This window comes from Campylobacter sp. IFREMER_LSEM_CL1085, from assembly GCF_025772235.1.
Taxonomy (GTDB): domain Bacteria; phylum Campylobacterota; class Campylobacteria; order Campylobacterales; family Campylobacteraceae; genus Campylobacter_D; species Campylobacter_D lari_D.
Map to the genome: position 1 here is coordinate 50,840 of NZ_JAKMRU010000007.1, position 16,763 is coordinate 67,602.

Genomic DNA, 16,763 nt, shown 5'->3' on the forward strand with positions numbered 1-16,763 from the left:
ATAATATATTTTTGTTATGATTTTACTAAAATAATTTTAAATTTAGGATATTTTTACGATGTTTTTTGAATTTGCACTCATTGGAACTACTGCAAGTGGCAAAACAGAACTTGCTAACAAACTAGCTTATGAATTTAATGCAAGCATTTTAAGCCTTGATAGTCTTTGCGTGTATAAACAAATCAACATCGCTTCAGCCAAAACAGAGCAAAAAACCTTAGATGAGCTTGATTATTTTGGCATAAATTTATTAAATGTTAATGAGCATTTTAACATTGCTTTGTTTTTTGAAGAATACAAAAAAGCAAAAGCCTTTGCTCAAAAAAGCAATCAAATGCTTATCATCACAGGTGGAACTAGTTTTTATTTAAAAGCTTTAATGGATGGCTTGAGTGAAAATTTCAAAGAAAGTCAAAGCATGCTAAGTAATGATGAAATTTATCATTTAATGATAAAAACTGATCCACATGCCAAAATAGAAAAAAACGACACCTATCGCTTAAAAAAATGGCTTGGAATTTATGAGCAAACTAATAAAATCCCAAGCGAAGTTTTAAAAGAAACAAAACAAGAAGCTTTAATTAAAAAACTTGATATTTTTGAAATTTCTTGGCAAAAAGATCTTTTGGAAAAACGCATTATTAAACGCACTAAAAATATGCTTGATGAGGGTTTAATAGATGAAGCTAAAATGCTATATAGTAACTATGATCATCATTTAAAAGCACTAAATTCCATAGGCTTAAAAGAATGTAAAGATTTTTTAGATAAAAAAATAAATTTAAACGAGCTTGAAGAACTCATCATCATTCACACAAGACAACTTGCCAAAAGACAAAGAACTTTTAATAAAAAATTCAACAAAGAAATTTTAGATTTTCAAAACGCTTATGAAAATTTAAAAGCTTATATTTTAAAAAAACATCAAGGCTGAGTGTTTAAGACATTTAATTTATCTTTACATAAATTTTGCCAATTGCTTGTTGTGTTAATATCTATACAATTTTGCAAACTTTGCTTTTGATTTTGTACATCTTTTAAATCTTCATAAATATTACTTTGCATATAAAAAGCTCTTGCGCGCTCATCGTCTTTTAAAGGATTAGCAAGCAAATCTTTAAACAAAGTTAAGGCTTGTTGAGCTTGATTGTTTTGTTTTAAGGCTTTGATATAGATAAATTCTAAATCCGGACTAAAAAGATTTACTCCTTTTAAATTTTGATAATCAATAGCCTTTGGAGCATAAGTTAAAATACTTGTTAGAAAATTATTTTTTTCACAATAACGCAAAAACTCATAATATAATTCCACCATACGATAATTCATAGGAAATTGCTCTAGTTTTTGCAAAGTTCTGATCATAGCATTATAATCTTGCAATTTAAGTTCAGCAAAAAATTTAATATAATTTGCTTCAAATTTTTCATCATCGCTAATAATAGTTCTTGTATTTAAAATATCATTAATTGTTTTTACAACAAAACGATAACGTTTATCTTTAAGCGCTAGATCAGCACTTTGAAGTTTATAAAAAATAATATCATCATTTTCATTTTCAACTATATATTTTTTAGCTTCTTCTATACGAGTAGTACGCTTAAAGCATTCAAGCATTTGTTTTTTATTTTGTATTTTACTTCCCACATCATATACCTTAAAATCATCATATATTTTAACAGCAGCTAAGCACTCATCATTTTTTAAATTTTGTTCTAAAACTAAGATAGCAGCTTGTTCTAAAAGATTTTTGATTTCTTTGTTGGAATATTTTTCTATGTCTTTTTGATAACTTACAACTTTTTCATAATTTTTTTCTTGAAAATATAATCTCACATTATCAAATAAAGCCATACTAGAAATTTCTCCAGCATACTTTTGCATGATCTCTTCATATCTTTGATGTAAAAAACTTGCATTATTATCTTTTAAATATAAGAAATTTTTATCTTGAGCTTCTTTTATTAAACTCACATATTCACCCAAAGGAAAATCTTCTGTGTAAAGATCTAAATACTTTTGAGCTTTAGTATGTTCATTTGCATTTAACAAAGCCAAAGAAAGATCTTTTAATACTCTTTCATATTCTTTATCGACTTTAGTCAAATGCGTAAAAATATACTCATAAATTTTAGAACTTAAATCATAAATTCTATGATTACTAAAAGCCTTAGCTAAGGATAAAGAATTTTCTAAATCACTCATAAAAAATTCAGGATTTGACTCTAAAATTTTACTTGCTAACTCTTTGGCTTCTTTTGTATTTTGCGCTTCTAAATAATTTTTAGACAAAAATAAAGCAGCCCTACTAGCTAAATCTGCATTCGGAGTAGAATAGTATACATCTTGATAAATATTATTTGCTATATTTTTTTTACCCAAATGATATAAATAATCTGCATAATCAAGTAAAGCAATTATGGTATATTTATCATCTTTATGCTCAGTACTTAAAGTATCAATAATATAATCAACATTAGACCTTTGAGATAAGCCCATATAAACTCTCATCATGATATACATTACTTCCGTATAATCTTTATCATTAATATAAGTTCTCACCCATCTTTTAGCATTATCTAGCATTTGCTCTAAAATTTGCTGATCTTTATCAAGCTCATAAGTGTAAAGCTTATTTTGCGCTCTTAATTTATAAAGCTCAAATTCATTCATAAATACACTACCTTGATAACGCTTAATAGCATTAACAGCATCTCGTAAAACTTGATCGTATTTTTTGGCTTCATATTCTTGTTTGATATTAAAATATGCATTAAAATCTGCACTTTTTGAAGTTTCCATAGGATTAGAATTTAAATCCAATGCTCCAATATAAGGCATTAATGCATCATCGAAATAAATATCAAAATCAAGTCCATCGCTAGGTTTATAATACCTTAAATCCTTAGTAAAAATAAACACAAAATGTTTAGAAGTATCTCCATTTTGACTTTGAATTTCTTTAGCATTAAAAATATCTTGAGAATAATTAAACATTTTAGCTAAAATTTTAGGATATATTTTAATTGTCAAAAAAGTTTGGTGTTTTTCAAAATAAATTGTAAAATCATCAAATTCTTTATTTTGAAATTGCATATTACTAACGCCCAAAACATTACACTCAAAATGAGTTTTTTCAAATTCAAAAATACTCTTGCAAGTAAAATCTTTATTATCTTTTAAATGCAAAAGTGTAAAGGGACGATTTTGTTCTTCCCCTTTATTAACAATAACTTCAAAAGAAAATATATAATTTATGCTTAATAATAATAAAAATAAAATCCTTATCATGAGCGTGATTATAGCAATATTATTTTACAAAAGCAAAAACGCACACGATAAGCTTCCGATAAAACATAAACTTAAAATAATCTTTTGCCTAATATCTAAATTTATACTCTTTATAGATTGACTTTTTTTAAAAAAGATATAAATTAAAATTTTCAAATAAGCATAAAGCATAATCATGGAACTTAAAGCTATAGCAAATACAAGCACATAATAGCCTGAATTTAAAATAGAAGCTAAAATTAAAATTTTACCCCAAAAAATCCCAAAAGGTGGAATTCCTGCTATACATAAAATAAACATAGCTAATATTATAGATAATACGGGTCTTTGATCAAATAAGCCAGAAAAACTTTCAAATGAGCTTTTTTGAAATAAACTTAAGATTAAAAAAATTCCATAGTTTGCAAAAGCAAAAGAAACCCAATAAACGAACAAAGCAAAAATTGAAAGCAGGTAAGAAGTTTCATCTCCTTGAGAACTCACACTCATACTAGAAACAATAACAGCCAATATAAAAGAAGAATGAGTAATAGAGCTATATGCAAGCATTTTTTTTGCATCTTTTTGAATTAAAGCTACTATGCTTACAGCAAGCATAGAAAAAATTGCTAACGATGCGACTATGTATTCAAATTTTACTCCACCGCCTAAAGCAGAAAAAATTCTTAAAACTACTATTATCATAGCAATTTTTGGAACAATAGATATGAAAGCTATAAAATTTGTATGAACTCCACAATATACATCTTTTAGCCAAAAATGAAAAGGAGCGATAGAAAGTTTTACTCCAACAATAACCAAAAACATTACTCCAGCACATAATAATATAGGATCTGAAATATATTCAGAATGCAATAAATTATCCAAATCTAAAGACTTTGTTTTTAAATACACAAAAGCACAAGCAAAAACAAAAAATCCAGCCCCTACTGCAGCTAAGGCAAAATATTTTATGCTAGAACTAATAGCATTATGAGTTCCTCTTAATGCTATTAATGTATAAAGAGCTAAAGAAGATCCTTCTAAAGCTAGGAAAATCACAATCAAATTAGTACTTGAAACCATTAATATTAAGGAAGCAACCATAAATAAAAATAAAGAAAAAAATTCTGCTCTTTGTTCATCTTTGTCTATAAGCAAATAAAGCATAGAAAAAAACAAAATAATTATTTGCGCAAAAATTGCATAATTATCGCTTACAAATAAACCAAAAAAAGCATGAGAATTATCTAAAACAAAACCATTATAAAGCAATAAAAAACACAAAGTACTAAGCAAAGCTATAACACTTGCTCCTATATAAAAATTTCTAGAAAGTTTTTTAAATGCACTCAATAAAAGTAATGCAATAGCCCAAAAAAGCAATGACAACACAGGAAATAATAATACAAAATTTAATTTTTCTAAACTAAAACCACTCATTAAAAACCTCTTATACTATCTATGATTTTTTGATTTTCTATGGCGATATTTCTTGTTTGCATAACTTCAAGAATACTATTTACATTAGAAGCAATTTGATCTAGCATAGCACTTGGAGCTACCCCTAAATAAATCACTAATGCACTTAAAATACTTAAAACAAAAATTTCACCTTTTTTAAGCGTAAATTTACTGCACACTTCTTCTTCGCAAGTAGTAAAAAACATATTTCTATAAATATTTAGCATATAAATAGCTCCTAAAACGATTACACCGCCTGCAAATAATGCATACCATAAATTTACACTTGCCACACCTTGCAAGATCAAAAACTCACCTACAAAGGAAATAGTCAAAGGCAATGAAATAGATGAAAACAACAATACTGCAAAGAAAAAGCTAAATAATGGGGCTGTTTTAGCTAAATTTTTATAAAAGTCTAAATCAAAAGTATGATATCTTTTGTAAAGCATATAAGCGGCTAAAAATAAGCCACCTGTTACTATACCATGTGCAAACATATAAAATACAGAACCACTAACCCCATTATAAGTAAAAGTTACGATACCTAAAATTACCACACCCAAATGCGAAATTGAGCTATAAGCAATTAATTCTTTTAAATCCTTGGCTTTAAAAGCAATTAAGGCTGCATATAAAATTCCAACTATACATAAAATAGCAAGTAAAGAATAATAATGATTCAAAGTATCAGGCGCTAAAGGCAAAATAAATCTTAAAAACCCAAAAGGTGCCATTTTAAAGCTTACAAGCATTACAGATACTAAAGTCGGACTTTTGGTATAAACCTTTGGAGCCCAAGTATGAAAAGGAAATAAAGGACTTTTAATCGCAAAAGCAATAAAAAATCCTACAAATATTAGATTTTGTGCATTCTCAGGTATAAAAAATTCACTCTTATACCAAGCTAACAAATCAAAACTCCAATATCCAAAACTTTGATAATACAAAAATCCCACATAAATAATAGCTAAAAGCATAAGCATAGAACCGCAAAATGCATAAATGAAAAATTTAATCCCTGCCTTATAATTATCTGAATATCTACCTATTAAATAAATAAGCGGTATAAGAGAAAACTCCCAAAATACATAAAACAATAAAGCATCCAATGAAGCAAAAAGTCCTACAATGCAAAATTGTAATAAAAATATACTTATTACAACACTTTTATCTTGAATATCCAAACATATAAAAGATAAAAAAATCATAATAGAACAAAGTAATATTAAATAAAGCGCTATAGCATCTACACCTATGTGAAAATTAACTATCAAAGAATTTAAACTAAATTCATAAGCCATGCCACCATCGTAGTTAAATAACAAAAAAACATTAAAAACTAAAATCAAAAAACTAACTAAAATAGCAAAGGACTTGCTATCTTCTTTTTGTAAAAATAAAGCTATAAAAGCCGCAAAAAATGGAAATAACATTAATAAACCGAGCATATTACACCGCCAAAGCTAAACAAAATAAACACACAAAAGCCAAAACTACAATTCTTAAAGCCAAAGAATAATCCTTACCCATACTAAGAACCCTAGCAAATGTTTTAAGGAAAAATGCAATACTATCTACCAAAGCATCTAAAATTTCTTTATCAGCTTTTCTTAAAAATTCACAAAATAAAGCATACTTACTAACAATAAATTGATGATAAAATTTTGGTATGTAGTATTCATTAAACAAAAGTTTGTAAATACTTGTTTTAGAAAGTGATGGTTTAAACCAATTTTTCCAATAAGCTATGATAGCTAAAAGCACTCCAAGTACCGCAGAAACACTTGCAAGTATCATAACTAAAGAATTTTGACCATCAATAAAAGCTAAATTTTTACTTACAAAATCCATAAAGCTATGCTCAAAAAATCCTGCTATAATAGCAAGTAAAGCCAAAGGACTCATCGCAAGCAAAGCTATTTTACTAGCTTCATGGGGATGTTCTTCATGTCTTTTTGGAGTAAAAAATACAAGCATTAAAAGTCTAAAGCTATAAAAAGCTGTCATAAAAGCTGCTATTAAAAGTACTAAAAAAATTCCATGATGATGGCTTATAAAAGAAAATCCTAAAATTAAATCTTTAGAGAAAAATCCTGCAAAAGGATAAATTCCTGCTAAAGCTAAAGAACCTATAAGCATTAAAATAGCACTAAAACGCATACTTTTATAAAGTCCACCCATTTTACTAATGTCAAGCTTATCATTCATAGCATGCATAACATTACCCGCACCTAAGAATAATAAAGATTTAAAAAATGCATGAGTTGCAAGATGAAATAAAGCTATTGCATAAGCTCCAAGACCTGCTGCTACAAACATATACCCAAGTTGAGAAAGCGTCGAATATGCAATAATTCTTTTTAAATCTTTAGCTACCATGGCCATAGAAGCAGCAAAAAGCGCTACAAAAGCTCCAAGTATAGCGATAAAATACCCTACTTCAGGAACTTGTAAATAAAGCTCCCCTGCGCGAATTACCAAATAAACTCCCGCAGTAACCATAGTAGCAGCATGGATTAGAGCTGAAACTGGCGTAGGTCCTGCCATAGCATCAGCAAGCCAAGTATGGAAAGGAAATTGTGCTGATTTACCCATAGCACCTACAAAAAGTAAAAGTGCTATTAAAATCAAAATCACATCATTTTCATGCCCTAAAGATAAAAGGGTAAAAAATTCATCATATTTTAAAGAGTTAAATTCTATATAAATTAAGAAAATTCCTAAAAGCAAAGCCAAATCTGCAATTCTATTCATGATAAATGCTTCATTAGCAGCAAAAGTGTATTTTTCATTATGATACCAAAAACCTATCAAAAGCCATGAGCAAAGTCCAACACCTTCCCAACCTATGAAAAGTCCTAAGAAATTATCACTCATAATCAAAAACATCATAGAAAAAACAAAAAGTCCCAAATAGCTAAAATAGCGATTAAACCCTTCATCATGCTCCATATAAAATATACTATATAAATGCACAAAAGTCGCTACTATACTTACCACATTCATCATAATCAAAGTAATAGAGTCTATTTTAAAACCAAAACTAACATCTACTAAAGATATCCAAGTACCAAGTTCGAAATTAAAATGTACTCCATTATTTAATAAAACAATTGAAGCAAGAGCTGAAAAAGCTATAAATAAAGAAGCTAAATAACCTAAAATAATTTTCTTAGCACTAAAAGCAAAAATACCTAAAATAACAGCTGAAGCCAAAGGAGAAAAAAGTGCAATTAAAGCTAAATTTTGCATTTTATCTCTCCTTTTTCAGCTAAAGAGCTAAGCTCTAGTGTTCCTGTTTTTCTATACCATAAAACACAAAGCGCTATCCCAACAGCTACTTCACAAGCTGCAACTCCCATTACAAATAAAGCAAAAATTTGACCTTCTATGTCTTTATGAGAAGCTCCTGCTGTAACTAAAGCCAAATTAGCAGCATTTAATAAAATTTCACTTGAAATAAAAAGCATAATTAAATTTTGGCGTTTTATGATACCTATTAGACCAATGATAAACATCAAAATAGCCACAATGTAGTATTTTTCTAACATCATTGTTCGTCCTTTTTTATATTTTTTTGAGTAAGTACTATAGCACAAATTAAAGCTATTAAAAGTAAAATTGCCATAAATTCAAAAGCAAGCATATATTTTGTAAATAGAGCAAAGCCTATTTGCTGAGTAGAATCAAGACTATAAACTTCACTAGTTTCATTTAAACCAAACTCATATCCCATAATAATACTAACTAATAAAACAGCACTAAAAATCACAGCAAAAATGAAGATTCTTTTACCTTTTAAACTTTCTTTTACTTTTATAGAAGCATCAAAAAACATCATAGCAAAACTATAAAGACCTAAAATAGCTCCACTGTAAACAATTATTTGAATTGCTCCAATAAATTCAGCATTAAGTAAAAAATAAAATCCACTTAAAAAAACCATAGCCGCAGCCAAAGAACTGATAGCATAAAGCACGCTAGTGCTTAAAACACTAATTAAAAAAAATCCCAACACCAAAACACTTAATAAACAAAAAGCTATCGTTTCAAACATTTTCTTCCTTTGGAGCATCTTGCTGTCTTTGCAAATCTATCTCATAATAATTTGGAGTTTTCTTTACTAAATCATCAGCATCTTTTCTTAAACTACCACTTCCTTCAAACACCACTTGATTTTTAAGTTCATCGATAGGAGTTAAAAAATCTTTCTTTTGACCAAAGTAAGATCTTTGCTCTGCGGCATTTTCATATTCTTTACCATGTACAATGGCAAGTTCAGGACAAACATCAGCACAAAATCCACAATAAATACAACGTCCTAAATTAATACTATAATTTTCGACCTTTTTGTGTCCATCTTCACTTAAACTCGTTTCCATTCTTATACAATTACTAATGCAAATTTTTTCACACAAGCCACAACCAATACAACATTCATTTTCACTTTCAATAAAACGCATCAAACGATGAACTGCACGATATCTATCATCTAAAGCAACTTTTTCCATAGGATATTTAATCGTTGCACTATTGTTTTTTTTAAACATTTCTCTTAATACGACAAATAAACCTACAAAAAGCTCCGTATTTAAAGAACGCTTGATTACTTGTATGAATTTTTCATAAGTATTTTGAGGATTTTTACGCTCAAAATCTACTTTAAAATAACCTTTTTTCATTGTTTTTTCCTATATCACAAGCACTAAAGCACTAATTAATAAATTTAAAACCGCTAAAGGTATTAAAATCAAATAACACATTCTCATTACTTGATCAGGACGCAGTTGCGGAAAAGCACCTCTAGCCCAAAAATACCAAAAGAACACAAAAGACACTTTCAAAAGCATCATAATAGCCCCTGGTATAATCCAAAAATCATTAAATCCACCCAAAAATAAAAGCGATATCATAATCGCTCCGGTAATCATGGCTGTATATTCTCCGATAAAAAACATACCCCATCTAAGTCCGCTATATTCAGTGCCATAACCTGAAACAAGTTCGGTTTCGTTTTCACTTAAACAAAGTGGAGTTCTATTAGTTTCTATAAAAATAGCTATCACAAATAAAATAAAAGCTAAAGGTTGTTTAAAAATAAGCCAAGAAAGTATGCCATCACTTTGATAGTTATTAATATCTACTAAAGACAAAGATCCAACAAGCATTACAACACACACCAAAGAAAGTCCTGCAACGCTCTCATAAGAGATAATAGAAACAAGTCCTCTTGCCCCGCCTAGCAGCGACCATTTATTATTACTTGCTAAACCTCCTAAAAAAATCGCATAAAAACTAACTCCACCCATACCTACAACAAAAAGCAAGGCCACATTAATATCAGCGATAATAGGACGAATCACTCTACCAAATAAAGTAAATTCAGGAAAAATAGGTATAGCTGCAATTGCTACAAAAGCACAAATTGCTGCAATCAATGGAGCAATTAAAAATACCACTTTTTGAGCATAAGTTGGCACTATATCCTCTTTAGTAAAAAGTTTAATCATATCAGCAACTACCTGAAGCAATCCAAAAGGACCTACCATATCAGGCCCTAAACGACGATGAAATAAAGCCAAAGCCTTTCTTTCAAGATAAGTTGCCAAGCCTGCTAAAGTAGCAAAAATAGCTATAACAAGCACACATTTTATAATTGTTTCTACAATAAAAAAAGTAATATCACTCATATTTTAGCTCCTGCTTTTTCAAGCCAAACTTTTACATATCGAGTATTATCAAATAAAGATTTATAATCAATCTTACTATCATAATCCCCTAAATACGCACCATTTTCTAAAGATTCATCACATTTTACACTTATAGCAATTTGAGTTTTTTCATTTTTTAAAATAACACTATCATCTTGGTTTAAATCAAATTTTTGCATTAAATCAGACGATAAAAATAAAGCTCCAACCTCATTAAAAGCTCTATTACTAAGTTTTGAAAACTGATGAATGCTATTTGCATGATATAAAGTTAAATTTCCTTCATTTTGCTCTTTAACTTCTTGAATGCTTAATGTTTTTTCAAACTCAAAATGGGAAAAATCAAGCTCATAACCTCTATGATTTACCCCACCATTATCATAATGATTTTCTAACTCATCAAAGTCAATTACCCTAAAGCCTTTATTTTGTGGTAAAAATTTAGTATAGTTGATCGTAAATTCTTCATCAAAACCTAAGGCATTTGCCAAATCATTTAAAAAATAACCTTTAAATTCTAAAGCCGCATTTGTAGGAACTAATCTTTTATCATAATTTACAAAGCTACCTTCTTGTTGATTTAAACTAGAACTTGCAAGATCAAAATGCCCATCATAAGAAAAAGTAAAATCGCCTTTTTCGTTATAACCTAATGTTTTTCCTGCTTGAAAATCTTGACTTAAATCACAAATTAAACTCACACCTAAGGTATTAGTACAAGTTGGATTTAAAAAGACTTTAAATTCAGTATATTTTTGCACCAAAGCACAAAGTTTTGCTAGCTTGGCACTTTGCTCATCATAGTAAAAATCACTTCCTATAATAAGTGTAAATTTTTGCTTTTTTACGAGTAAAGTTTCTAAAATATCCTCATCTATGCCAAGATTTTTCGCATAATTTGATCTTTGCACCTCTATGCTTTTTTTAATTTTTTTAGGCACAAGTTTTTTAACTTCTTCTATAATAGTTTCGCCGTTTTCATTTTGCTTTTCTATCTTTTCAATAACTTCTTCATTGATAGTTTCTTCTATTTCTTTTGTATCTTGATAATACGCATTTTCTAATGTGTTTTTAAAATCCTGTGGAAGCTCTTTGGCAAATTTTTGCAAGATAAATAATAAAATACTTTCATTATCTTTAATATCATGATTAATCTGCAAGAAATTTTTAGAATATTTATCCACACCTTTATCTTTTATAGGGTGAAAATATAGCCCTGCACCTTTATTCATTACCAAAGCGTTATTAACTTTATATCCTAGCGTTGGCGCATCATAGCGTAAAAATGAACCTACGATGATTAAAAAATCACTTTGAGTGATATCGTCTGTATTTGCATTATACATTGCATTTGCATTTTGATAAAAACAAGCTAGGAAATCTTGGAATTTTTTAGCTTCATGATTTATAAGATTAAGATTAAATTTTTTACTTAAATTTTGCAAGATTAAAGCTTCTTCATTAGTAATAAAACTATTAAATAAAATATTTTCTATTTCATTATTTTTTATCATATTTACTAATTTTTCAAAGGCTTTTTCATCTTTACCTTGAACTTCATTTTGGGTATTAAAACCATATCTTGCGGCTTTATTTAGCGTAGCAAAAGCAAAATCATTGCTCACTCTATAAATTTTTTCTTTTTGATTATTAATACTAGTTTGTTTAATATCATAATACATCAACTCACAATCACTTGAATGTGGATTACTAGCTGGAATTTTCTTTAACTCCCAAGCATTAGATGTATATTGAAAAGCCGAACCCACCAAAGCTCCCGTTGGACATACACTTGTACATTCTCCGCAAAAAGAACAATCAAGCATATCGCCATTACTCGGTGCAATTAAACTCTTTTGAAATTTAGTCCAAATAGCTAGCGCATCTTTACTCATACTTTCTTTAAAGCTTGCATCGGGTGTATTTGCTCCTCTTGGAGTAGTTTTTAAAGCGCTTTCTCCTATTTTATCTTTACAAACTGTAATACATCTTTCACACACGATACATAAAGCTGGATCATAATTAATCTCGCCCCATTTTTTATGCTCTTTATGGGTATCTTTAATCCAATAATTTTGCACATTTACTCTTGCTTTGTGTGTAAAGTTTTGAAGCTCGCACTCACCGGATTTATCACATACCCCACATTGTAAAGGGTGGTTGATACAATATGCTTGCATAATAGCATTGCGCTCATCCCATAAATTTGATAAATCACTTTCTACTACCATACCTTCTTTAACTTTAGTATTACAAGAATAAACCTTTTTACCATCAGCTTCTACCATACACATACGACAAGCAAGTGTTGGAGAACAACCATTTAAATAACAAATTGCGGGAATGAAAATATCATTTTTTCTTGCGACATTTAAGATATACTCACCCTCATTTGCCTCACATTCTATACCATTAATGATAACTTTCATTTTATAACCTTAACTTGAGCTTTTGAAAAAGCAAAATCAGCGCTTTCATAATCAAACAAAGCCACCGTGCCTTTTAAATCATGATTGATTTTTACTATAGTTGTAAATTCTTGAGTGTTTATTTTTAAATTAATTTTATCCCCATCCTTAACCTTAGCAATTAAAGCAAAAGAAGAAGAACAATGCAAATTTTTATCCCCTAAAGGTGCTTGCATGATGATAGTTCCATCAAAATTATCAAGTTCTAAAAGTTCACTAAAAGAATTTTGTATTGACAAATTTTCTTCATTTTCATTAGAGCAAATTAGCAAAAGATTAAATTTATGACAAAGTTTTTCTAAAAAATACTTAATATTTTCAAAGTCTTTATGTTGGTATAAATTTTCATCAAAAATAATACACTTTGCTTCTTTTAAAAACTCCAAAATCTCTAAAGCTTCTTCTTCGCCAAAGCAAGATTCAGCACTTAAATAACCCTCATCAAATTCGTTAAATTCAGTCTCCAAGCTCATCTTACAAAGTAATGCAAGCACGAAAGGTACACTCGCGATCTCACATTTATAAAAGCTTGCTTTTAAATTTTTATCTTCTATACAGGAAATATTGTAATTTTTACTTTTTTTAAGCTTAGCACAAAGTGAAGGATTTTTTAAAGAAAGCAAATCCACAAAACACAAAGCATTTAAGCCTTCTTGATATTTTGCTAATTTCATTGTCCTACCTTTTTAAAAACTATAGTCCAATCTACTTGATTAAATTTTAAAGAATTTAAAAGTTCACAATTTTGCTCTTTTATGAAAGCAAAACTTTTTTCTACATTAGAAAAATCTCCTATTTCAAACAAAACCACTAAAACTTCACCCATATAGGCATTTTGAATGATTTGTTCTAAATCCTTAAATAAATCTTGACTTTTTCTTAAATCCACGCGTCTCATCGGTCTATCTCACCTAAAACTATATTAATACTTCCTAAAATTGCCACTGCATCAGCCAAATATGATCCAACAAGCATTTCTTCTAAAAACGCACAGTGAAAAAAACTTGGGGTTCTAGCTCTTAATCTATATGGCCTACCGCTACCATCTGAGTGAATAAAAAATCCAAGCTCGCCTTTTGGGCTTTCAGTTGGCACATACACCTCTCCTTTTGGTGGTTTTAAGCCTTGGGTTACTAGGACAAAATGTTGCATAAGTGAATAATTTTGTGTCATGATTTGCTCTTTTGAAGCACTTACATACTCAGGATGATTGCATAAAATTTCAGGCGGAGTATCTTGATAAAGCTTAGCACATTGAACTAAAATTTTTAAACTTTCTCTAAATTCTTGCATATAAACCTTATATCTTGCATAAGAATCACCCATTTTGGCCACAGGCACGCCAAAATCTACCTCATCATAAAGCAAATAAGGCTCTTCTTTTCTAACATCATAAGCAATACCACTTCCTCTTAGCATAACCCCACTACAACCCCAACTTAGCGCTTGTTTTTTGCTTACAACTCCTACATTTTCAGTTCTTGCGCGCCAAATTCTATTATCATCAAGCAAAGCTTCATAATCTTTTATATCATTTGGAAATTTATTACAAAATACCAAAAGTTCACCTAAAAAACCTTCAGGTAAATCAAGCATTACCCCGCCTATTCTCATAGATGAATGCGTAAGTCTTGCCCCGCAATATTTTTCTATTAGATCAAGCACATACTCACGCTCTCTAAAGCAGTATAAAAATACTGTCATCGCACCAATATCAAGCGCATGTGTAGCAAGCCATAACAAATGCGAAGCAATACGGTTTAACTCAAGTAAAATCATCCTTATCACACTTGCTCTGCGTGGAATTTCCAAACCACAAAGTTTTTCCACAGCAGCTACATAGGCATAATTATTTGCACTAGCTGCGATATAATCCATTCTATCAGTAGTTGGGATAAACTCTTGATAGATCATATTTTCAGCCATTTTTTCCATACCACGATGCATATAACCTATACAAGGAGCAGCCTTGGTGATTTCTTCTCCATCAAGCTCTAAAATAAGGCGTAAATTTCCATGAGCACTTGGATGTTGAGGGCCAAGATTTACTATCATGGTGCCATCTTCTCGCTCAAAGCTTATATTTTCATAATAAGGTTTTAATTTAGTAGAAATTTGCATTTTATCTTCTCTTATCTAAAATTTTTACTTGCGTTCTTTTGGCTTTTTTAACAAAAGGCACACCACCTTCTTCTTGATATTCTTGTAGGTATTTATCCTCTCTTGGAGCTTCGCCTTTACCAACCTCATGATAAATTCTACTAAAATTTAGCGTGTCTTTTTCATCTACAAAACCTGGATCTCTATTTTCTTCACCTACAACCTCGCGGTATTCTTTTCCAAAAATTTTATCTATCTCATACCACTTAGCAAATTCATCACCATGCAAAGGATAGCTTTTTAAAAAAGGATGTCCATACCAATCATCAGGCATTAAAAGTCTTTTTAAATTTGGATGATTGATGATGAAAATTCCAAACATATCATATATTTCTCTCTCACACCAATTAGCACCTTTAAAAACGCTCATAACACTTTGAAGCCTTTCTTTTAAACCAACGAAAGTTTTTATTCTCACTCTTAAATTTTTCTCCATATTTAAAAGCTGATAATATACTTCAAAACCCTGTTTTTGAGCGACAAAATCAATCGCACTTGCGTCAGTAAAACAACTATAACCTAAATTCTTAAGCTTATCAAGAATAGCAACATTATCATCTTTGTTTATCTCAATCACCCAAAAATCAAGCTCTATAAAAGAATTTTTTAACTCAAATTCTTGGCTTAAAATTTGATGATCACTCTCAAAAATACTGCTTTCTATGCTTAGTTTTTTAGTTGCAGGTGCATGGTAAAATCTATCCTCATAATAATTTTTTAACTGAGCATTTTTCTTATCGCTATATTTTCTCATCATATAAGCCTTTTTGGAGCTATTTTTCTGCTTGCTTTTTCTTTACGAATTCTTTTTTGCAAAATCATCAAAGCAAATTGAAAAGTTTCAGGACGCGGGGCACAGCCTGGCACATAAATATCAACAGGAATAATCCTATCCACTCCTTGGACAGTAGAATAGGTATTAAACATACCGCCGGTATTTGCACAAGAACCCATAGAAATAACCCATTTAGGATCAGGCATTTGATCATAAAGTCTTCTTGTAAATTCAGCATGTTTTTTACTTAAGGTACCCGCTATAATCATTACTTCAGATTGTCTTGGACTTGCTCTAAAAATTGTTCCAAATCTATCAAAATCATATCTTGCACCACCTGCTGCCATCATTTCAATAGCACAACAGGCAAGTCCATAAGATAGTGCCCATAAAGAATTACTTCTACCCCATTGCACTAACTTATCAACCGTAGTTAAAACAACTGGCGCATTACTCATTTTTTGATACTCTGCCATGCAAATGCTCCTTTTTTATAAGCATATAAAAAGCCTACTGCAAGTAATAAAATAAAAACAAACACTTCCACTAAGGCGAATAAAGATAAGCCATATTTTGAAAGTTCTGCGGTTAAATCTTTAAAAATCACCGCCCAAGGAAATAAAAACACCACTTCAATATCAAGCAAAATAAAAATCAATGCAAAAACAAAAAATTGAGAATTGATTTTATTTGCTTGTTTAGAAGCCATAGGCCCACACTCATAAATTCCTAGTCCAAGTTTTTTTCTATTATGAGAGGCTAGCTTAGAACCTATTTTAGAAGAAATATACACCAAAGTAAAAAATATAACACTTGCAATAACAAGCATTGCAAAGATGCCAAAGTATTGATGCTCTATAGTTGCGTGCGTCATAATAAACCTTTTATTTAAGCATAATTAAATTTATTTTACTT

The 16,763-nt window shown here is 29.7% G+C and carries 16 protein-coding genes; 1 reads left to right on the forward strand and 15 read right to left on the reverse strand.

Going from position 1 to position 16,763, the window contains the following annotated elements; all coding sequences use genetic code 11:
* Positions 1-58: 58 nt before the first annotated feature.
* Positions 59-934: a tRNA (adenosine(37)-N6)-dimethylallyltransferase MiaA gene (miaA, locus tag L8W56_RS04270; RefSeq protein WP_263659528.1), complete on the forward strand. Its 876-nt coding sequence runs from the start codon at positions 59-61 to the stop codon at positions 932-934.
* Here the strand turns inward: miaA and L8W56_RS04275 are convergent.
* Genes L8W56_RS04275 through L8W56_RS04345 form a run of 15 tightly spaced genes read right to left on the reverse strand, consistent with a single transcriptional unit; the run spans position 925 to position 16,722 of the window.
* Positions 925-3,288: a tetratricopeptide repeat protein gene (locus tag L8W56_RS04275; RefSeq protein WP_263659529.1), complete on the reverse strand. Its 2,364-nt coding sequence runs from the start codon at positions 3,286-3,288 to the stop codon at positions 925-927. The genes miaA and L8W56_RS04275 overlap by 10 nt on opposite strands.
* Positions 3,289-3,312: 24 nt before the next feature.
* A complete protein-coding gene (locus L8W56_RS04280; RefSeq protein ID WP_263659530.1) occupies positions 3,313-4,710 on the reverse strand; it encodes an NADH-quinone oxidoreductase subunit N in 1,398 nt (465 codons plus the stop codon).
* Positions 4,710-6,182, reverse strand: a complete 1,473-nt coding sequence (locus L8W56_RS04285; RefSeq protein WP_263659531.1) for a complex I subunit 4 family protein — start codon at positions 6,180-6,182, stop codon at positions 4,710-4,712. Before L8W56_RS04285 ends, L8W56_RS04280 begins: the two co-directional genes overlap by 1 nt.
* Position 6,183: 1 nt before the next feature.
* Positions 6,184-7,986, reverse strand: a complete 1,803-nt coding sequence (nuoL, locus tag L8W56_RS04290) for an NADH-quinone oxidoreductase subunit L (protein WP_257928395.1) — start codon at positions 7,984-7,986, stop codon at positions 6,184-6,186.
* A complete protein-coding gene (nuoK, locus tag L8W56_RS04295; protein WP_087699810.1) occupies positions 7,974-8,285 on the reverse strand; it encodes an NADH-quinone oxidoreductase subunit NuoK in 312 nt (103 codons plus the stop codon). The genes nuoL and nuoK overlap by 13 nt, the downstream gene beginning before the upstream one ends.
* Complete coding sequence (locus L8W56_RS04300) at positions 8,285-8,791, reverse strand: NADH-quinone oxidoreductase subunit J (protein WP_263659532.1); 507 nt, start codon at positions 8,789-8,791, stop codon at positions 8,285-8,287. Before L8W56_RS04300 ends, nuoK begins: the two co-directional genes overlap by 1 nt.
* On the reverse strand, positions 8,784-9,416 hold the full coding sequence (gene nuoI / locus L8W56_RS04305) for an NADH-quinone oxidoreductase subunit NuoI (protein ID WP_257928396.1): 633 nt from the start codon (positions 9,414-9,416) through the stop codon (positions 8,784-8,786). Before nuoI ends, L8W56_RS04300 begins: the two co-directional genes overlap by 8 nt.
* A 9-nt stretch (positions 9,417-9,425) precedes the next feature.
* Positions 9,426-10,424, reverse strand: a complete 999-nt coding sequence (gene nuoH / locus L8W56_RS04310) for an NADH-quinone oxidoreductase subunit NuoH (RefSeq protein WP_133319476.1) — start codon at positions 10,422-10,424, stop codon at positions 9,426-9,428.
* Entirely contained in the window at positions 10,421-12,874 is a 2,454-nt protein-coding gene (locus tag L8W56_RS04315) for an NADH-quinone oxidoreductase subunit G (protein ID WP_263659533.1), read from the reverse strand. Before L8W56_RS04315 ends, nuoH begins: the two co-directional genes overlap by 4 nt.
* Complete coding sequence (locus L8W56_RS04320) at positions 12,871-13,587, reverse strand: hypothetical protein (RefSeq protein ID WP_257928398.1); 717 nt, start codon at positions 13,585-13,587, stop codon at positions 12,871-12,873. Before L8W56_RS04320 ends, L8W56_RS04315 begins: the two co-directional genes overlap by 4 nt.
* Positions 13,584-13,811, reverse strand: coding sequence for an NADH-ubiquinone oxidoreductase subunit E family protein (locus L8W56_RS04325; protein ID WP_039642382.1), 228 nt, complete (start codon positions 13,809-13,811; stop codon positions 13,584-13,586). The genes L8W56_RS04320 and L8W56_RS04325 overlap by 4 nt, the downstream gene beginning before the upstream one ends.
* Positions 13,808-15,034, reverse strand: coding sequence for an NADH dehydrogenase (quinone) subunit D (gene nuoD / locus L8W56_RS04330; RefSeq protein WP_257928399.1), 1,227 nt, complete (start codon positions 15,032-15,034; stop codon positions 13,808-13,810). Before nuoD ends, L8W56_RS04325 begins: the two co-directional genes overlap by 4 nt.
* A gap of 1 nt (position 15,035) precedes the next feature.
* Positions 15,036-15,827: an NADH-quinone oxidoreductase subunit C gene (locus L8W56_RS04335; RefSeq protein ID WP_257928400.1), complete on the reverse strand. Its 792-nt coding sequence runs from the start codon at positions 15,825-15,827 to the stop codon at positions 15,036-15,038.
* The gene (locus L8W56_RS04340) at positions 15,827-16,324 is read right to left on the reverse strand and encodes a NuoB/complex I 20 kDa subunit family protein (RefSeq protein ID WP_039619352.1); all 498 of its coding nucleotides are present in this window, start codon (positions 16,322-16,324) and stop codon (positions 15,827-15,829) included. The genes L8W56_RS04335 and L8W56_RS04340 overlap by 1 nt, the downstream gene beginning before the upstream one ends.
* The gene (locus tag L8W56_RS04345; RefSeq protein WP_220566531.1) at positions 16,303-16,722 is read right to left on the reverse strand and encodes an NAD(P)H-quinone oxidoreductase subunit 3; all 420 of its coding nucleotides are present in this window, start codon (positions 16,720-16,722) and stop codon (positions 16,303-16,305) included. Before L8W56_RS04345 ends, L8W56_RS04340 begins: the two co-directional genes overlap by 22 nt.
* Between the last annotated feature and the right edge of the window lie 41 nt (positions 16,723-16,763).